Here is an 18,821-nt window from a genome sequence, read left to right on the forward strand (position 1 = left end):
AGGTTGGCGAAGGGATCGTCGTCGGTGTCAGCCTGGAGCTTGCGGCCCGATGGGCTCGTGGCGGGTTCATCTATCAAGTCGCCGAACAAGGGTGTGGGCACGGTGGGATTTGCGCCCAGATCGTCCATCAGGGAGCCGCCGCCGCTGGCCCCGCCGGGAGGCACGACACCCTTGGGCGGCGCGTAGCCGAACTGGCCGATGGGCACATGGTCGCTGCGCGGCGCGGCGACTGGCTTGGGCATGGCTTGCAAGGCGGCGAGCGGGTCGGCATTCGAAGACGTGCCTGGCTGCAGCAACGGCGCGCCGAGCGGGCTCTCGCCGAACGGGTCGCTGCCGGGGCCGTTGCCGCCAAGGCCGCCGAACAGGTCATCGATGTTGCTGGCGGGGCCGGGCATAAGGCCCAGGCCGGAGAGGTCCTGGTTCGCGCTGCCGGCGGGGGGTGGCGGAGCGCCTGAACCGAGCAGGTCGGCAAAGGGATCGTCGATCGATGAGGATGCGGCGGCCTTGCCGGCAGGGTGCGCCATCGGGTCCGGGAACTGGAACGGGTCGGCCGGTGCGCGTGGGGACGCACCCGCGGCCCTGGGAGCGGGCGCGGCAACCGGCGGCGGCGTGGGGGAGCCGAGGCCGGCGAGCAGGTCCGCGAAAGGGTCGTCGTCGGAGAACTGTGGGCTGCCGGCGGCTGCGGGGACGGGCGTGGGCGCTGCCGCACCACTCCCCACGCCTTGCACCGAGAGTTCGAAGCCGCCCACGACCAGCCGGTCGCCTGCCGCCAGCGCCGCCTCGCGCCCGGCGCCGAGCGGTTGCCCGTTGTGCTGCAGCGGGTTGCTGCCGCGGTCCAGGATGAAGAACTGGCCGCCGCGGCACTCCACCTGCGCATGCACGCGCGACACCGTGCGGTCGGGGTCGTCGAGCACCAGCGTGTTGGTGGGCGCGCGCCCGATGGTGCCGCCGGCAGGCCCGAACTGCGCCGACATGGGCTGCCCCGCCGGCGCACCGCGATGACTGACGACCACCACATTGATCACGGCTCAATCCTCCAGTTCATGCACCCGCCGCCCCGTTCATCCAGAGCCAACTCGACACCATACCGAAAATGACCGCGACAACGAGCCAAGTGCGGCTCCCCGGAGTTAGTTTGAAGCCCTCGCGCGCCAAGCGCGAGAGGGCTGCGAGCATGAACACGCCAGCTAGAACCGTGAGGATGTGTTTGGCTACCATGGGGGTGGCTCAGGCACTCATGGCGTTCAGCCAGCGCTCCTGGCGCCACGCAGGAGCTGCGGTATTGAAGAGCGGGGTGCCGGGGTTCAACAGGCAGAGGTAAACGGCGGCCGAGTTGCGCTGGCGTTGGAAGCCTGTTTTCAGTACATCCACGCAATGGGCAAACGACGGTGGCTCGCCCATAAAGTACCGCTTGCTGGGCGTGAAGCGATGGCCGTTGGCTTGCCACCAAGCGTCAATTATTACTGGGTCGGGCCAAGGCAGGCCGTCGTCTTCGTCCATTGCGACGTCTTCGTCATTGGGGTCATAGGTGGGCACAAGGTCGGCGTCCTCGGGGAGGTTACGATCGAGATTCAAATCCGCCAGATCGAGACCGGTAATAAAGCTGAACGACTCACCAGCAAGACGCGCGAATTGCAAGTCTTGCATCTGGCGGATGAGCCATGGCACATAGCGCGGGTCGCCGGCAAATCCGATGCCCTTTATGACCAACCGCATGTTCGATGGGTACTTCAGAAGCGACTTGAGCACTTCGTGAGTCGCTAGCGGGGTATGCACCTTTAGCGTCAGGCCCAAGGCCTCCTCCTGCCAAGGACCGGGCGCTGCCGCAATGGAGTCGAGCGCTTCGATGGATTGGTGACGATCACCGAGCAACACACACGCCCGGACTGCTGCCCCCACACAGGAGAAGTCCCCGTCGGCGAGCGCATTGAGACACTTGGGCAAGTGAACGACCTGACCGCGATCGGCAACAACGCGTAACGCACGGGCTCGCAGCGCCGGTTCAGCGTCTTCCAGCGCGATTTCTATAGCAGCACCGGGATCGACCTGGTGCATCGCACAAGCTGCGAGGCCTATCACGCGTCGTAATCTATTCGGTGATTGAAGTAGCACCGTCGTGATACCACGCAGGCTGCCCGCAGATACCCAGCCGAAGGCCGAGATCACACCCGCGCGACAGGCTGGCAAGGCCTCGGAAAGCGCGAGCAGCTTGTCAAGTTCGACGGCATCACGGCTCTCTATCGCCCGAACTACCGCTGTGAACGCTTCTCCCCGACCAGGTCGATCAAGCGCGGCCGCGGCAAGCTCGGCGCCGTACGTAGCAGCTACTCCGAGGCCGTCAAGATGCGCGTCGAGTCGCTCGTCCAGCATGCGGAGATGCCGCAGCTTGACGTGCGCCGCTTGCACAACGCGCGAACGGATATTCCGAAGTACGGTCGCTTCTTCAACGTGTTGTTCGACGACTGCAGCGACGGGCATGAAATCCATCATTTGTAGTTGATTCAAGCGGAAATAGGGTGACCGAAGAAATAGCGAACCCCGACCTCTTCGTCGTGAGCGTCTCGTTCCAGAAATTTCTCAAGCGTTGCGGCAGCGCTGAGCGGTTGGAGAACACCCTTACGGAAACAAGCAGCACCATCAAACCCCGAGGCGGCTTCGAGCTTATGCCGCATCCAAATGAATAGTCCATGGAATGGACCCGCGTTGGGGTCACGTAGCAATGACTGCATCTCTTGAGCCAGACCCGTCGCGTGAAAGGCGTGCCCCTGCCATATAACCTTGCCATCACCGTGCTGAGCTTTGACCTCATCCAGACGTGCCACAACCAGCGCTTCGAACTCTGTTCTCGACGCATTCCTGTCGGGGTTAGTCGAGGCACCGCCTGTGCGGTACGAGCCCGCGTTGGCGGTGATTGCACCACCGGGCGACTCAAGCAGCGTCGAGATGGCATCGCCGACCATGTCGTGATGATCGCGGCTCATGACACGTGTCCACGCATCAAGCATTGACGGAACCAGCGATATCCGCCCCGCCATCGACGCCGCCTGCGCGGCATAGACCCGGAATTCGTCAGGGCCATTCGCCATCAGTTCCTGCAGCAATGCCAAGTCGCTATCTCGACCCGCATCACCGATCAATTGAATCGCGGCCGGCGGAACACCGGACTCATCGGCGGGGTGCAGACAATCCATCAAGCGTGGAATGTGGCGATGGTCGCCGCGCTTTGCGTGCTCAAGTATTGCGGCTACCCTGAGCCACGGATCCCGAGAAGACAAGGTCTCCGGTGCGAGTAGATTGGACGGGGGAGGCTCGGCAAAGGCATACCCTTGAACGGACCACGCGAAAGTTCCCCTGAGAAAATTTGGCTGAGGATTCGCGGTCATCTTTGTTGCATTCAAAGCTTGTCTCGAGCGATTGTCACCATCTCGTTCTGTAGCGTCCCCAGTTTTCCGTCAAGGTCAGCGCAAGGTTGATTTCTAACGCCGTGGGTGTTGCCCTCCCCGACGGGGCAGCCACCGCCAGAACGCGGGACCTTGTGGGCGACCATAATCGCGCCCTTCCAGTCATCCGGCTTAAAGGGATTGTTCTTATCGCTGGCCGCCGCAAAAAGTTTGTCGGCATCCTGTTTCTCCTTGGCGGTCACGCGGTAGTACAGGTCACAAGGGCCTTGAGGCGGGTTATTCGGGACCTGTTCCGGACACTGCTTTCGCATTTTCGCCAGTTGTGTCTGAGCCTCTGCTGCCATGTCCAGCTGCTTGGGCGTCAGCGGTTGGTGATCATAAATCGGGACGTTTCCACGCCCCGATCTTTTGCGCAGGCCCGTTTGCGGGGGCTTGTGAAACTCTTCTTCAGAGATAGATTCCCCTCGTGCCTGCGCTGCCGAATGGGGCGGGTGTTTTTTGCAACACTGACATAACTCCTCATCTGACTTTTCTTCGGCCGATGCAGAGTCACCGATATTGGTCGCCACTACTTCATCATTGGCGGTTGGGCTCGCATGATTGGACGTAGTCATGTCCGTGTGCCTATCGACGTTCTGCCCTTCGAATTTCACATCCATTGACCACGCTACAAAATAGGTCTTGCCCGTGATTCCATGGGTCACAACACCGGCGCCCTGCCCGTTCGTTGCGGCTTCGTCGCCGAGCGGCGATGTCTTGTAGAACGACGAGTCTTTGAGCATCACCTCCCCACCCTTGATCTGTACAGTCTTGCTTCCTTCCTTCATGTCCTTAGAAAATGACGTGTTGGGATATGGCACTGGAAGAGGACCGGCCGGAGGGGGGGGCGGGGTCAGACAAACATCCGGGAAAGCCGCGATCACTTTGCCGTCACCCGATTTGCAGGCTATCTCGTCCCCGTTGGCATAAACCTTACAGCTCATCTCCGTAAATTCCTTTCCTCGAATTGCATCAGGCTCGAATATCGTGAACGATGGTTGCGGCCCGTCCTCCCATTACTGAACTCGTTAAGCAGAGAGCTCGTTCGCCGTCCAGGTAACCCTTGCGGAACGCTTGGTCAGCGAGCACCAGTTGCGCGATTCCCGCAGCGGCACCCGTATCGCCAATCGCCTCTGCCCAATGCCAAACAGGCTGTGCTTTCTTTCGGACTGTGCGCATGAGCCGACCTTCCATGAGTGGAAGTTCCTTGAATCCGTAAAGCTCCCCAGTGACATCCGACAACCGGAGATCGATTTCGTGCAGCCCTACCCTTGCTTCGGCGAGGGCGGCACGAACCGCAGCAGTGAGTCCTTTCCCGAGCAGTGGCCCGTCAGAAAGGACAGGCGCATCTTCTTGCCCGAAACCAAGTCCCGTCACCTTCATCACTGTGTCTGGAGCCGGCGCAGCGCCGATCAATAACGCAGCCGCAGCCTCTCCCGGAACAACACCATCCCTATTGCCCGGAGTCTTTAACCGATACGTCTGATCTAGCCAGAGAAGCGTGGTTGCGTTGATCAATGAGTCCACCCCGCACACCACGCAGGCGGGAGCTTGACCTCGCTCGATTAGATGGCGGGCTTGGAGCAGTGCTTGCATTCCTCCAACATGTCCTGCAACGAACACGCGGGAGTTTTCCGAATGAAATCGAATCCCCAAAACGGTCTCTATCTTGTCGACAATCCGAGAAGCCAAGTCCGAGCCGCCTCCGGGCGTTTGCGGCTCCGCGAGACAAACGAGCAAAGGCACGAGTGACCAATTCAAGTTGGTCTGCCCGCGAAGTAGATCAGCCATCCCTTTCGCGAGCATCCGTACCAACCGCTCTGCGCGTGGAAGCGACAGGGCCAAGCCCGGCACGCTGGCGCCGACGACCGGCTCGCCAGCGTCGTCGGAAAAGGGCAGATTCGCAAAGGCCGAAATCCCTGCGCGCTTGGCGGCACACGCACTTACGGCATTGAGCCCCACGGGACAAACCATCGCGGTTGCTGTAATGAACATGTTCCCCCTCACTAGTCAACTTCATCGTGAGCTTCATGCATCCGCCGCTGCGCTTGAGACCACGCCACCAGTTCAGTCAGAGAATTGAAACGACGCTTGCCATGCATCCGCTCGGCTCTCGTCCGTTCGTGCTCCAACTGATACGCAGTCTTCCCAACGATCACTTCTCTGACCTCCCGAATATTGCGGCGTAGCGGCATCGAAACGCGCCACGCCAGTGCGAAGCGCGCCTTGTCTGGCTCAATACAAATCGTGTCGACCACTCCGGATACTTCTGCCACGCTACCAGTGCGAGAAACGAACAGAAACGGAAGGCCCAAGGTGGGCGGTAGCCTGAAACTGGTCCTGCCTGACGCGGTCAAGTGCATTAGCACCACGTCTTCCCCGCCGCTTGGAAAGTCGATCTGCTGATCCTCCGGCGCACACTGGAAATATTGCGTGTCGAAATCCTGTGGGAGAAAAGGGAACTGCTCGTCCAACCACTTGTCATCAAACGTTCCCGCCCATTTCAGTCGAGGTTGCCAACTGCGCCCCAGCGGACCGAACGCCATCGGCCTGTAATCGCCATCAGGCCTTGTGACCGGTTTGTCGAACTCTTCGGTGTTTGGCAGCGAGCGACCGTCTACCTCGCTAGCTGAAGCACCGGGGTGATAGCCTTTCCCTGCAGGATTCTGCAGATACCATTGATGCTTCGACTGATTAGCATTTGTCGTGTCGACACCGCCAAAGGCATTGTCATAGCCAATAGGCAAGACGGTAAACGGGCGAGGCTCCCCTGGCTCACAGGACAAAGGCCCACGCTCGAAAATCCTGTGCCCGACTACATTGAAAGTCTTAGTGATAGACCCAACCCGCACTCCAACCGGCACGCGGGTGGCCGGCACTCCGCCGGGGGCATAGCAGCTGCCATTGATCAGTACATCGCAACGCCGCTTGACCGGTGCAAAATCGTTCTCGTAGCGGGGTGCCGAAAGTCCTGGCTCGCCGGTAAATATATCAGTCATCACAAGGGGCTCCTGCTCTTCCGTCAGTCGCGGCGCTTGATCAGCAGACGTTGGAAATGCATAGGTGCCCTTTGCCACAACGACGAGCGACTCCCGACCCATCTTGTCGGTGGATGTCGTATAGCCGACAGCCAGTTTTGTCGAATTGACAATATTCACGAATGTGTGGCCCATTAGTTGACTTGAACCGAAGCTCCTTTGACGCGGTTAACTCCGGAAGAACGACTTAACACATAGCTTCCCTGAATCAGCACCTTTCCCGCTTTCGTCAAGGTGATGCTGGCCTTGCCGCAGCGCATCACAAGTTGCTCTTTTGCGCTGACGATCATGCGCTCGCCATTCACGTCGACCTCGACCTGCGCGGGTGCTTCGGCGAGCGGCCAGCCTTCTGATTGGCGCAGCACGCCCATGACGATGGGCCGGCTCGCATCGCCGCCTTCGAACATCAGCACCACGGGCTGCCCGATGTGCGCGCCATGCAGGTCCACCACCGTCCGAGCGCGCACGGCAGCGGTGCCAGGCTGGCCCGCGAAGAGGACCATCGGCGTGCGGCCCTCGTCGGCAATGGCGATCAGTTCGCCGGTCACGACCGCCGGCAGGCTCTCGCTGCCGCGTTGCAACGCCGAGCGCCCGGCCAGCAGTTGCTGCAGTTCCGGCTCCGGCGGCGCCAGCAGCGCCTCGGTGTCCGCAGCCAGCATCGCGTCGATCGACTGTCGTTTGCTCATGGTGTTCCTCGTCGTGTTCCTGATCGCATGGCAGTTCAGTTCTGCAAGATCTTCGAGCCCTTCATCACGATGTCGCTGCTCGCCTTGACGTTGATCTTTCCAGACCCGTCGATCGTGATGTCCTTGCCCTTGATGGTGATGGTGCCGTCCTTCTTCATCGTGATGCTGGCATCACCGGTGGTGATGGAGATGGAGTCGGCGGCGGTGATGGTCAGGTTCTTGCCGACCGACAGCGCATCGTCCTTGCCGATGCTGGTGGTGCGGCCGCCGGCGACGCTGCGCGACTCGTCCTTGGCCACCGTGGTCGACATGGCGCCGCCGATGCTGCTGCTCTGGTCGGCCCCTACGTTGACCGTCTGCGCGGCGCCGATGGTCAAGGCCTGCGCCGCACCGATGGTGATCTCCTGCGCGGCGCCCACGCTGATGGTCTCGTTCACCCCCACCGTGTGCGTGCGCTGCAGCGCCACTGTCGCCGTCTCGCTCGCGCCCACGGTGATGCTGCGGTTGGCGCCGATCGTGATCGTCTCGTTCGCCCCCACGTTCTCCGTGCGGTTCACGCCGATCGTGATGTCCTCGTTCAGGTCCACCTGCTCCTTGCGGTTCTGGTGGATCGTGATCGTCTCGTTCTTGTCCACCGTCTCCGTGCGCATGCCGTGCACCGTGATGGTCTCGTTGTTGTCCACCGTCTCGGTGCGGTCGTGCTTGATGTGCGAGGTCTCGTCGTGGTCGATGGTCTTGGTGCGGTCGTGGCCGACCCAGTGCGTCTCGTCGTTCTCGACCTCGATGTCCTGGTTCTTCTCGGCATGCAGGTAGACCTGCTCGCTGCCCTTCTTGTCATCGAAGCGGAACTCGTTGCAGTTGGCCGCGCTGCCCTTGGGGGTGGAGCGGGTTCTGAAGCCGCTCTGAGTGTGGGAATCGAAGGGCTTGGGCTGGTCGTCGTTGTAGACGCGGCCGATGATGATGGGGCGATCCGGGTCGCCGTTCAGGAAGTCGACGATCACCTCCTGCCCGATGCGCGGGATGAAGTAGCCACCCCAGCCCTTGCCGGCCCAGGGCTGCGACACGCGCACCCAGCAGGTGGATTTCTCGTTGCTCTCGTCGTAGCGGTCCCAGTGGAAGTGCACTTTCACGCGGCCGAAGTCGTCGGCATGGATCTCGTCGCCGGTGGGGCCGACCACGATGGCACTTTGCGGGCCGGGCATCACCACGCGCGGCGTGAGGCGCGGCGGGCGAAACGGCGTGTCGGCCGGCAGCGCGGTGAGCAGGAAGGCGCTGTTGCCGCGCATCGGCGCGATCAGGTCGGGGTGGCCTCGAATCAGGTCGTGCAGCGCTTCCTCCCACCTGGCATTGATGGGGTCGTCGTCCAGCAGTTCGAGCACCACGTGGCCCAGGCGTTGCACGTTGCCGTCGTTCTCGCGCAGGCCTTCGTAGCCCGGATGCGTGACGACGAAGGTGCAGGCGGCGCACAGGTAGTCGGTGTCCGGGTCGCCCATCGGGTGGCCGTGGAAGGTGAAGTTCATGCCGGCGGCGATGTCGGGCCAGCGCGTGAAGGCCCAGTTCACGCGGCGGCGCGCGGCCAGCTCTTCCATGCGCACCTTGCCGGCATCGTCGGTGTCGTCGTTGCGGAAGAAGCCGCCCGGGAATTCGAAGGCTTCGAGGTCGGCCAGCTCGTGCGTGTCGGGGTCGCCCTTGGTGGCCTTGAGCTGTTTCTTGACGGCCTTGAAGTCGCTGTCGCGCGCGTCGTACTTGCCGGTGTCGAGCCGGCGTGAATCGACCCAGTGGCTGACCTCGTTGAAGCGCACCTCGCTGGCGCCGAAGGGGATGTAGTTGAGCGTGTCGATCACCGGCAGCTTCTTGTGCGCGACGTCGCTGGCGTCGGCCAGGTACATGGTGCCGGGCGCATCGTGCGCGTCGAACCAGTAATAGATGCCTTCGTCCTCCAGCAGGCGCGACAGGTAGTCGTAGTCGCTCTCCTGGTGCTGCACGCTGTAGCGCAGCGGATTGTGCGTGCCGATGACCTTGTCGGACTTGACCTTCTTGAAGCGCTTGATGGGGCTGTCCTCGAAGGTCGCGTCGAGGATGTCCAGCACCGCCTTGTCCTGGATGATGCGCGAATTGAGGCGCTTGGTCAGCAGCCAGAACCAGGAGCGCAGCGTGAAGCGGTATTCGAAGTAGCGGCCCACGCTGCCCTTGCGCATGAAGCGCACCGCATGGCCCTGGCAATGCCGCTCGTGCTTGCCGCCGTCCTTGTCGAGGAACTCGATCACCACGTCGAAGGCATGGCCCAGGATGTCCTTGGCGTCGATCTTCTCGTTGGTCGACAGCACGGTGAGTTCGTAGTGCGAGGGCCGCGACAGCGACTCCTGGCCGACGATGGTCCAGAACATCAGGTCGGCGTTGGCCGGCGAATCGCTCTTGATGAGGAACTGGAGGTCAGTCGCCATGGCGTTGCTTTCCATGCTGGAGTGCCATCAAGACGAATGAGCCGGCGCGGTTTCGCATGATGTGTGTGCTGCTCAGTTGGGGGCGGCTGCGGGCGCCTTGCGCGCCGAGACCACGAAGCCCTCGACGGGCTGGTCCGCCTCGATGCGCAGGTGCGCCGGCTCCACACCGCCGACGACGAGTCCGGCTGCGGTCAGCACCTCGTGCAGGTAGCCGGCACGATGGCTGTAGCGGCCGTGCGGGTTGAGGCGGAAGTCCTGTGCTTCCGCTGCGGGGATCGATTCGACCGTGAAGACCAGCCAGCCGTCCGGCCGCAGCGCACGCGCGGCAGCACGCGTCACGGCGCCCAGGTCACCGAAGTAGCAGAGCGTGTCGGCGGACGCGATGAGGTCCAGGGACCCGGCGGCCTCGGCCTCGATGAAGGCGGTGAGTTCGGCCTTGTGAAGCGCGTCGTAGACCTGTCGCGGCTCGGCCCGTGCCAGCATGCGGGCCGAGAGGTCGACGCCGACCAGGCGCCGCGCATAGGGCGCGAGCAGCGGACCGCACAGGCCGGTGCCGCAACCGGCATCGAGCACGTCCAGCGCGCCCCGGGGCTCGCCGAGCAAGGGCGGCAGGGCCTGCGCGATGAGTTGCGGCGCGCGATAGCTGAGCTTGGCCAGCTTGGCGTCGAAGCTGTCGGCGAAGCCGTCGAACACGAGTTCCACATACGAATCGGTGGCGCGCTCCGGCACGGCCTGGCCGGAGCAGCCTGCCAGGTGATGAACGGCCTCCGGGTTGCCGGGCTCGTCCTTGAGCCAGTCGCGGTACACCTGCGCCGCATCGTCGAATCTGCCGAGCATGTAGTAGGCCATTCCAAGCGCCTGCCGCGTCCTGCCGTAGAGCGGCTTCATCTCCAGCGCCTTGCTCAGCGCTTGCAGCGCCTCCTGGCTGCGCAGCAGGTTCTGCAGCAGGACGCCCAGGTTGGTGTGCGCGTCGATGTACTTCGGGTCGAGTTCGATGGCGCGCCGGTAGGCGGCCTCGGAGTCTTCCACTCGGCCCTGCGCGCGCCGCAGCACGCCGAGGTTGTTGTGGATGTCGGCACGGTCCGGGCCGAGCCGCACGGCCTCCTCGTAGGCTGCCGCCGCCTCGTCGAGGTGGCCGGTCTCGAGAAGTACGTTGCCGAGGTTGTTGTGCCAGTCGGGCACGCCTGCGTTCAACGCGAGCGAGCGGCGGATCAAGGCCAGCGCCTGGTCGCTGCGGCCGCGCTGGTGCCGCAGCACGCCCATGAAGTGCAATGCGTCCGCATGGTCCGGCGCCACCGCGAGGATGCGGCCATAGACCTTCTCGGCATCGTCGAGCCCGTTGGCGCAGTGCATGGCGACGGCCAGCTTCAGGGCATCGTCCAGGCTCACCTGCTTCGCGGGCTGGTAGCCCGGTGGCGGCTTCAAGTGGCCGTGCTTCTTCTTTGTCTTCATGGCGCGCGATCCGGTCAGGAGCACTGTTCCCAATCCGTAGGCTCGTCAGCGGGGGTGCCCATCTTCAACTCGCCGCAATAGAGCGATACGGCCGCCCACGCGTAGCTGTCGGCGTTGTTCAGCATCTGCGAGAGGCTCTTGCTCGGATACGTGTCGTCGTGTGCGTAGGCCACGTCGTCCGTGCAGAGGTACTTGTGGGTTGCCTCGTGAATGATGACGCGCGCATAGCTCAGCGTGGAGTAGGTCTCCAGGTCCTCGAGGGAGACGTGGATCTCGCCCTTGCGGAATCCGCTGATCGAGTTGCTGACCTTCTTCCAGTTGGTCGCCCGCCATGTCTGCGCGTCGTACTTGGTCTTGGTATTGGCGACATAGGCCTCCGTGCCGTCATCGTCGTCAGGGTCATAGACGTGGGCTGCCCCGGCCTGGATATCGCGCCGCTTCGCGTCGATGTCGATCAGGTACACGCCGGTGTTGAGGTGGAAGCTCAGGCTCAGCATCTTTTGCCGGATCTTTTCCAGCACCCAGCGCCTGTCCTTCTCGACGATGCCCTTCAGCGAGAGAGGCTTGTCCACCACGTTGCTCTTGAGATTCTTGTCGGTCACCTCGCCGGCGCGCAGATGAAAATGCGCGGCCAGCACCTCCTGCATCAGGGCGGACTCCTTGCGGCGCAGCATCAGGATCCCGGCGAATTCGTCGTTCACCTTGCGGACGACTCGCGCCGCCAGTGCCGTGGCCGCGACCGCGGCCGCCTTCATGCCAGCGTTCGGATAGTCCTGCACCGCAGGATATTTCTTGTAGCCGATCATCAACTGCGACGACAGCACTTCCATGTGGTCGGTGAACCCGCGGCGCGGGTCGGCCGGTACGGGCGCGCCGACGAGCTTGCGCACGCCGACTTCGGCGTTGCGCAGCAGGGTGGTGGGCTTGGTGAATCCAGCAGTCATTGCGAATTCCTTTCTTTCAAGTCTGGTCAAGCCAGCAAGGCGGGATCGACGAACACGGCGGCCCCAGTTGGACCGGCCCGCACGTTGCCTGTCCACTTGCCTGTCTTCACGCTGGGCCCTCCGCGCAGCGGGGACGGAAATTCCGGGCAATGGACGCAATAGGCCGTGTGCAGGCGCCAGTCGCCCGGGCCAAAGCGGCGCAGGACCACGTTGACGTGCTTCATCCACACGGCCGTCACCGACAGGTACGCGAGCAGGTCGGACATGGTCGGAAAACGCAGCTTGTAGTCCTGGCGGTAACTGCTGCGCGTGTAGGGCGCGGCATGGTCCGACTCTTCCATGATCTCGAGGATGCGCTTCTTGTCACCCCATGTATCGGTGCTGCCGGGCGGGCCCACGCGCCGCTGGCCGATGAAGTCCTCGATCGCTTGCACCGCATCGGCCTGAACCAGCGGCACCGCGTTCTTGGCGCGGTTGAAACTGACGCCGGTCAGCTTGTGCGGGCCTGCAACGACCATGTCGATGTAGTCGTAAGGGGTCCACGTCAGCCCGCTCTTGGAGCTGGTCTCGGCTTGCGTATAGGCCAGCAGCGGCGCAGCCTTGGCACGCGCCAGGCTGATGGCTGCGTGCTCGACCTCGGGCGACAGGAACGCACCCACCGAATCGGCCGGCGCATAGGTGATCTTGCCCTGCTCCTTTTTCGGCAACGCCTCCTTGGTGCGAAACTTCTGCACCGCGTCGCGCACGCCGTCTTCGTCGTCGGGCTGGTCGGGCGTGCGCCCCGTGACCAGTCGCATCAACTGGCTCTCCCAGCCTGTCTGGTAGCCGTGCCGGGTGATCGAATGGGTGGGATTGCCCTTCGCTGTCTCCTGCTGCACCTGTGCCTTGTGGTGCGGCAGGGCCGCCGCCTTGTCTCGAAACAGATTGCTGATCACGAGACGCTCGGATGCGGACAAGCGGTCGAGTACGTCACCCATGATCGATCACCTCGTGTTTCATTTGAGGACCCTTGTCGCGAATTTCAGCCGAAGGCATAGCTGAAATTGCCGTCGGCCACGCCCACGTGCACCCGCTCGATGGCCTTGCCTTCCATCATCCGGTTCAGGAACTCGCGGCTGATGTCGGGCAGCATGGTGTTGGTGAGGATGGCGTCGATCATCCGGCCGCCCGATTCGCTTTCGGTGCAGCGGCTCACCACCAGCTTCACCACGTCGTCGCCGTATTCGAAGGGGATCTGGTAGCGCGCTTCCACGCGCTTCTTGATGCGCTTGAGCTGCAGCTCGACGATCTTGCCGAGCATCTCGTCGCTGAGCGGGTAGTAGGGGATGGTCACCAGTCGGCCCAGCAGCGCGGGCGGGAAGATCTTCAGCAGCGGGTCGCGCAGCGCCTTGGCCATGCCCTCGGGGTCGGGCATCAGCTCGGGGTCCTTGCACATGCTGGCGATGAGGTCGGTGCCGGCGTTGGTGGTGAGGATGATGAGCGTGTTCTTGAAGTCGATGCTGCGGCCCTCGCCGTCCTCCATGAAGCCCTTGTCGAAGACCTGGAAGAACAGTTCGTGCACGTCGGAGTGCGCCTTCTCCACTTCGTCGAGCAGGACCACGCTGTAGGGGCGTCGGCGCACGGCCTCGGTCAGCACGCCGCCTTCGCCGTAGCCCACGTAGCCGGGTGGCGCGCCCTTCAGCGAACTGACGGTGTGCGCCTCCTGGTACTCGCTCATGTTGATGACGATCATGTTCTGCTCGCCGCCGTAGAGCGACTCGGCCAGCGCGATCGCGGTCTCGGTCTTGCCGACGCCGGAGGTGCCCGCGAGCATGAACACGCCGATTGGCTTGCTGGGGTTGTCGAGGCCGGCACGCGAGGTCTGGATGCGCTTGGAGATCATCTCCATCGCATGGTCCTGGCCGATCACGCGCTGGGCCAGCAACTGGGGCAGCTTGAGCACGGTCTCGAGTTCGTTGCGCTGCATGCGGCCGACGGGGATGCCGGTCCAGTCGGCCACCACGGATGACACGGCCTGCGCGTCGACAGAGGGCAGGATCAGCGGCGTCTCGCCCTGCACCGCCGCGATCTTTCCCTGCAGCTCGTGCAGTTCCTTCAACAGCGCTTCGCGGTCTTCACTCCCTCTCCCGCTCGCGGGAGAGGGTTGGGGTGAGGGTGCGGCGGTGGATGGCGTGCTGGCAGTCGATGCGCCGCCGCCCTCACCCCCGCGCTCTCCCGCCTGCGGGAGAGGGAGTGAAGAGGAAGAATCCACCGGCTTGTTGCCGGCGCGCAGCTTGCCGCGCAGGTCGAGCAGCTTGTCGACCAGGCCCTTCTCTTCCTTCCAGCGCGCGTTGAGCTTTTCCAGTTCGCCCTTGGCTTCGGCCAGCAGGCTTTGCGCCGTCGCCGAGCGCTTGGTCACGTCGATGCCGATGGCTTCCTCACGCGAAATGATCTCGCTCTCCACCGTCAGCGCCTCGATGCGCCGCGTGCAGTCTTCCACCTCGGGCGGCATCGCATGCTGGCTCACCGCCACGCGCGCGCAGGCCGTGTCCAGCAGGCTCACCGCCTTGTCCGGCAACTGCCGCGCGGGAATGTAGCGATGCGACAGCTTCACCGCCGCCTCGATGGCCTCGTCGAGCAGTTGCACGCGATGGTGCTTCTCAAGGACACTGGCCACGCCGCGCAGCATCAGGATGGCCTTGATCTCGTCCGGCTCCGGCACCTGCACCACCTGGAAGCGCCGCGTCAGCGCCGGGTCCTTCTCGATGTATTTCTTGTACTCGGCCCAGGTGGTCGCGCCGATGGTGCGCAGGTTGCCGCGCGCGAGCGCCGGCTTCAGCAGGTTGGCCGCATCGCCCGTGCCTGCCGCACCGCCCGCGCCGACGAGCGTGTGGATCTCGTCGATGAACAGGATGATCGGCGTCGGCGATGCCTGCACCTCGTCGATCACCTGGCGCAGGCGTTGCTCGAACTCGCCCTTCATGCTGGCCCCGGCCTGCAGCAGGCCGATGTCCAGCGTCAGCAGCTTCACGTCCTTCAATTGCGGCGGCACGTCGCCGCGGGCCAGCCGCTGCGCGAAGCCTTCCACCACCGCCGTCTTGCCGACGCCCGCCTCACCCGTCAGCAGCGGGTTGTTCTGGCGGCGTCGCATCAGGATGTCGACGATCTGGCGGATTTCCTCGTCCCGCCCGGTCACCGGATCCATCTCTCCCTTCTTCGCCTTCTCCGTGAGGTCGACAGCAAACTTCTTCAGCGCATCGCCCTTGCCCATCGCGGCCGGGGCCATCGCGCCGGAATCTTCACCGGGGGCGCCGCTGCCCATGCCGGTGCCGTCCTGCGCGCGCATCTTGGATTCGGGCGAGGGATCGCAGATCTTGACGAAGTTGTCGGCCAGGTCCTCGACCTTGACCTTCTCGAACTGCTTCGACAAGCCGAACAAGGGGTTGCGCAGGCTCTGCGTCTTGAGCATGCCGACCAGCAGGTAGCCGGTGCGCACCTGCGCCTCGCCGAACTGCAAGGTGGCATAGGTCCAGGCGCGCTCGATGGCGTTCTCGATGTGCGGCGAGAAGTCGCTGATGGCGGTGGCGCCGCGCGGCAAACGGTCGAGTGCGGCTGTCATGTCCTTGGAGATGGCCGAGATGTCCAGCGCGTAATGCTGTATCACGCGGTGCAGGTCGGAGTCCTGCGCCTGCAGCAGTTGCGCGAACCAATGCTCCAGCTCGACGTACGGATTCCCGCGCATCTTGCAGAACACCGTCGCGCCCTCGATGGCTTTGTAGCAAAGCGTGTTGAGCTTGCCGAACAAGGCGGTGCGGCTGATTTCACTCATGGTGTGCTCCGTATCGAGTCATGACGAATGGCGCCATGGGTTATTGAAGAACGACCGCGCGGGCCGTCTGTGCATCGCCGTCGATTCGCACGTCCGCCGCATCGCGCTCGCGCGGCAAGCGGCCGAGCCAGGAGACCCAGCCCAGCCGCGGTGCATTGCCCTTGTGCCGCCCGAGTCGCGTGGCGGGCACCTCTTCCTTGCGCAGGATCAACTGCGCGTCCCAGTAAAGCTCGTTGCCCAGCAACTGTTGCATCCAGCGCAGCAACTCGGGCCGCGCCGCCCCACCTGGCAGGAAGCCGAGATAGCGGTCCAGCGACAGCGGCCCCACATGCAGGCGCACGCGGTGCTGCCGGTCCCACGCGCGCTGGCCGAGCATCGCGCCCATGCCCATCGTGCGCGAGGCGCCGCCACGGCCGAGCCGCGTCAGTTCCTCCGTGGGCAGGCGCATCCAGTGGCCCACCCACGGCTCCAGCCGGATCGGCACGCCGAAGTAGCTGCACAACACGCGCTCCACGCCCTCGGCGCTGTGCACCTTGCGCGTGAGCCAGCCCGAGAAATGCAGGCGCGCGTCGTCATTGATCTCGTCGCGTTGCTGCCGCGCGGCGGTGCCGATGCCGACCAGCGCGCCCACGCGCTGGCGAAACTTGTCCTCGCCCGGCCGGTCCAGCCAGACCGCCGGGCGGGACTCCGCCCAGGCCCGGTAGAAGTACAGCGAGAAGCGATGCAGGAAGGTGTCGAGGAAGGCCAGCCAGGTCGGGTCGGCATGGTTGTTGGTGCGTTCGCGGATGAAGTCGCTCAGGTGCACCGGCAACGGCCCGTTGGGGCCGAGGTAGCCGAAGAACTGCTGGCGCACGCGCGGGGGGTAATGCGCCGTGGCGGGCTCGAAGCGGCTCAGGCTGGCAGGCGCGAAGGACAGCGAGGGCTCCTGCCCGACACGCACCGCTTCGGCACTGGGCAGCAACGCATGGCCCCAGCGCGGCTTGGGTGCGGCCAGTGCCTCCAGCCGCCTCATCACCGCGAAGAAGTCGTAGGCCCACGGCTGGCCCGACATCGCATGCAGCCGCTCGCCGACGGTCTCGCGATGCGTCGATGCCAATGGCAGCGCGGCTAGAGGATCTGGCGTGTCCCGCACATCGGCCTCCATCGCATGGTCTCGCCGCGCCCCTGCACGCTCAACACCGTCTCGACGAAATGATTGACCTCCACATGCCGCGCGAGGAAGTGCGACAGCACCGCGCCGAACAGGAAGGCGCTGTGGCCGTGAAAGGCCGTGCGGTCCACTTCGAGCGTGACCTCCAGCCCGCGTCCGAAGGCGATAGGCCCCGCCAGCGGCAGGCGTCGCGCCACCGGTTTGGAGCGCACGGACAACAGCCCGCGCACCTGGCCCTGCCGCACGTCGTCGGCATGCACCGCGTAGAGCATCAGCATCTCGCGCAGGGCTGCTGCGCCTTGCTGCGGCGTGCTGTCGGACAGCGACAGGTAGTTGAGCGCGAGGTGGTCGACCACGCGCCAGCCCAGTCCCTGGCTCACCACCGGCGACACCGGCCGCGACGGCCCGCGCACGATGCGCACGCGCTGCACCGGGAACGAGTCGATGCAGTCGAAGTCGTTGTCGCGGCCAAGCGGCATCAAGAGCGGCAGGTCGCGGTTGGTGACCAGCGCCGTCACCGCCAGTTGCCGCATCGTGCCGGCGAACGGCGCCTGCTGCGGGTCGACGATCTGCATGTAGACCTCGGAGCCGATGTGGCTGCTGCGATGGCCCTCGGTGCGTTGGCGCACCGACTGCATGCGTGGCTCGCGCGTCGTCGTGTAGTAGGCCGGATGCGCCTGGCGCGCGCCATGGAAGGCGGCGTAGAAGGGCTTGAAGGGCTGCTCCGGCGCCTCGTCCGCGCCGGGCGTGCCGTGGCCGACCACATCGGTCACGGTGTGCACCTCGAAGTCCTGCGGCCGCGTGCGATCGGGCAGCAGGTGGAACTGGCTCACGCCCTCGTTCACCGCCACGCGGTCGAGCCGCTTGCTGAACAGGTTGACCACGGGCACGCAGTTCAGTTGCACGTTGTCCGCGCTCACCAGGCGTTCCAGCGCCGCATCGCCGCGCGTGAACAGCACCACGATCTCCACGTCGGGCACCGTGATCGTCGCCAGCGCCTCGCGCAGGCCGGTGAAGCGCACGAACTGGAAGCGCTGTGGAAACGCAAAGTACTCCTGCACCAGCCGATGGCCGGAGAAGCCGGTGGCGGTGACCGGCAGCAGCGCCTCGTCGTCACCGAAGCCGACCGGCTCCACCACGCTGCCCGGCAGCCTGCGGATGGCGCTGGCCGCCGCGCCGGTGGGCAGGCCGTTGGCACCCAGTGGCTGCACCAGCACGCCCGCCGGCTTGCCGAGCAGGCACTCGTGCAGTTGCCAGGCCACGTCATCGGCGCCGCCCAGGTGGATCAGCAGTTCGTCGAGCGGAATCTGGTTGAAGTTGAGGCTGGCCGTCGCATGCAGCGCGATGCGCAGGCCGCCGCGGATGTCGCGCGCTTGCGGATGCTGGGCCAGCGGCAGGTCGGGCGCATAGGTGAAGTACTGGGCGCGCTTTACCTCGACGGGCCACACGCGCAACGCGCGTGCAGTGCGGAATTCGCAATGCGTGTTCTGCCCTGTCGCCTGCCGTGCGCGCAGGCCGCTGCCGCGCGGCAAGGTGGGGCCGACGGCCAGGGCCGCGTCGTCCGGGTCGACCGCCATCTGCACCACCGCCATCGAGGGCGTCGGCGCCATGAACTGCGGATACACGATGTCGAGCAGATGCCCGGTGAAGCGGGGGTACTCGGCATCGAGCTTGAGGCCCACGCGGGCGGAAAGAAAGGCAGTGGCCTCGATGAGCCGCTCGACGTAGGGGTCGGCCACTTCCTGCCCGTCGAAGCCGAGCCGGCGCGCGATCTTGGGAAAGGCCTGTGCGAACTCGGCGGAGCTTTCGCGGAAGTACCGAAGCTCCTGCTCGTACAAGCTCAACAGCCGCGGGTCCAT

Annotated in this window: 14 protein-coding genes; all 14 read right to left on the reverse strand. The window is 64.4% G+C overall.

Annotated elements, in window-relative coordinates; genetic code table 11:
- On the reverse strand, positions 1–1,025 hold a 1,025-nt coding region (locus tag HCU76_RS31605; RefSeq protein WP_218511475.1), incomplete at its 3' end, for an FHA domain-containing protein.
- 202 nt (positions 1,026–1,227) lie between these two features.
- Entirely contained in the window at positions 1,228–2,505 is a 1,278-nt protein-coding gene (locus HCU76_RS31610) for a TIGR02270 family protein (RefSeq protein ID WP_256354618.1), read from the reverse strand.
- A complete protein-coding gene (locus tag HCU76_RS31615; RefSeq protein ID WP_218511476.1) occupies positions 2,502–3,398 on the reverse strand; it encodes a HEAT repeat domain-containing protein in 897 nt (298 codons plus the stop codon). Before HCU76_RS31615 ends, HCU76_RS31610 begins: the two co-directional genes overlap by 4 nt.
- Positions 3,395–4,384 carry a DUF4150 domain-containing protein gene (locus HCU76_RS31620; protein ID WP_218511477.1) on the reverse strand — a complete coding sequence of 330 codons (990 nt, stop codon included), beginning with the start codon at positions 4,382–4,384 and terminating at the stop codon, positions 3,395–3,397. The genes HCU76_RS31615 and HCU76_RS31620 overlap by 4 nt, the downstream gene beginning before the upstream one ends.
- A 28-nt stretch (positions 4,385–4,412) precedes the next feature.
- Positions 4,413–5,435, reverse strand: a complete 1,023-nt coding sequence (locus HCU76_RS31625) for a hypothetical protein (protein WP_218511478.1) — start codon at positions 5,433–5,435, stop codon at positions 4,413–4,415.
- Positions 5,436–5,446: 11 nt separating this feature from the next.
- Positions 5,447–6,613 (reverse strand): DUF2169 domain-containing protein, encoded by a 1,167-nt coding sequence (locus tag HCU76_RS31630; RefSeq protein ID WP_218511479.1) that lies wholly within the window; start codon positions 6,611–6,613, stop codon positions 5,447–5,449.
- A complete protein-coding gene (locus tag HCU76_RS31635; protein WP_256354620.1) occupies positions 6,613–7,164 on the reverse strand; it encodes a DUF6484 domain-containing protein in 552 nt (183 codons plus the stop codon). Before HCU76_RS31635 ends, HCU76_RS31630 begins: the two co-directional genes overlap by 1 nt.
- A gap of 35 nt (positions 7,165–7,199) precedes the next feature.
- Complete coding sequence (locus tag HCU76_RS31640) at positions 7,200–9,608, reverse strand: type VI secretion system Vgr family protein (protein ID WP_256354621.1); 2,409 nt, start codon at positions 9,606–9,608, stop codon at positions 7,200–7,202.
- Positions 9,609–9,680: 72 nt separating this feature from the next.
- Positions 9,681–11,060 carry a tetratricopeptide repeat protein gene (locus HCU76_RS31645; protein WP_218511480.1) on the reverse strand — a complete coding sequence of 460 codons (1,380 nt, stop codon included), beginning with the start codon at positions 11,058–11,060 and terminating at the stop codon, positions 9,681–9,683.
- Between the two features lie 14 nt (positions 11,061–11,074).
- Positions 11,075–12,004 carry a M35 family metallopeptidase gene (locus tag HCU76_RS31650; RefSeq protein WP_218511481.1) on the reverse strand — a complete coding sequence of 310 codons (930 nt, stop codon included), beginning with the start codon at positions 12,002–12,004 and terminating at the stop codon, positions 11,075–11,077.
- Positions 12,005–12,030: 26 nt separating this feature from the next.
- A complete protein-coding gene (locus tag HCU76_RS31655) occupies positions 12,031–12,981 on the reverse strand; it encodes a hypothetical protein (RefSeq protein ID WP_218511482.1) in 951 nt (316 codons plus the stop codon).
- A gap of 44 nt (positions 12,982–13,025) precedes the next feature.
- Positions 13,026–15,812 carry a type VI secretion system ATPase TssH gene (gene tssH / locus HCU76_RS31660; protein WP_218511483.1) on the reverse strand — a complete coding sequence of 929 codons (2,787 nt, stop codon included), beginning with the start codon at positions 15,810–15,812 and terminating at the stop codon, positions 13,026–13,028.
- Positions 15,813–15,852: 40 nt separating this feature from the next.
- On the reverse strand, positions 15,853–16,908 hold the full coding sequence (gene tssG, locus HCU76_RS31665; protein ID WP_256354622.1) for a type VI secretion system baseplate subunit TssG: 1,056 nt from the start codon (positions 16,906–16,908) through the stop codon (positions 15,853–15,855).
- An 11-nt stretch (positions 16,909–16,919) separates the two neighbouring features.
- A complete protein-coding gene (gene tssF / locus HCU76_RS31670; protein WP_218511485.1) occupies positions 16,920–18,821 on the reverse strand; it encodes a type VI secretion system baseplate subunit TssF in 1,902 nt (633 codons plus the stop codon).

Source organism: Variovorax sp. dw_308 (assembly GCF_019207085.1).
Classification (GTDB): domain Bacteria; phylum Pseudomonadota; class Gammaproteobacteria; order Burkholderiales; family Burkholderiaceae_C; genus Variovorax.

What these genes read in the sequence shown, in the direction of transcription:
- HCU76_RS31620 (WP_218511477.1), bottom strand. Translation starts at nt 4,384, where the DNA reads ATGAGCTGTAAGGTTTATGCCAACGGGGACGAGATAGCCTGCAAATCG.
- HCU76_RS31625 (WP_218511478.1), bottom strand. Translation starts at nt 5,435, where the DNA reads ATGTTCATTACAGCAACCGCGATGGTTTGTCCCGTGGGGCTCAATGCC.
- HCU76_RS31630 (WP_218511479.1), bottom strand. Translation starts at nt 6,613, where the DNA reads ATGGGCCACACATTCGTGAATATTGTCAATTCGACAAAACTGGCTGTC.
- HCU76_RS31635 (WP_256354620.1), bottom strand. Translation starts at nt 7,164, where the DNA reads ATGAGCAAACGACAGTCGATCGACGCGATGCTGGCTGCGGACACCGAG.
- HCU76_RS31640 (WP_256354621.1), bottom strand. Translation starts at nt 9,608, where the DNA reads ATGGCGACTGACCTCCAGTTCCTCATCAAGAGCGATTCGCCGGCCAAC.
- HCU76_RS31645 (WP_218511480.1), bottom strand. Translation starts at nt 11,060, where the DNA reads ATGAAGACAAAGAAGAAGCACGGCCACTTGAAGCCGCCACCGGGCTAC.
- HCU76_RS31650 (WP_218511481.1), bottom strand. Translation starts at nt 12,004, where the DNA reads ATGACTGCTGGATTCACCAAGCCCACCACCCTGCTGCGCAACGCCGAA.
- HCU76_RS31655 (WP_218511482.1), bottom strand. Translation starts at nt 12,981, where the DNA reads ATGGGTGACGTACTCGACCGCTTGTCCGCATCCGAGCGTCTCGTGATC.
- tssH (WP_218511483.1), bottom strand. Translation starts at nt 15,812, where the DNA reads ATGAGTGAAATCAGCCGCACCGCCTTGTTCGGCAAGCTCAACACGCTT.
- tssF (WP_218511485.1), bottom strand. Translation starts at nt 18,821, where the DNA reads ATGGACCCGCGGCTGTTGAGCTTGTACGAGCAGGAGCTTCGGTACTTC.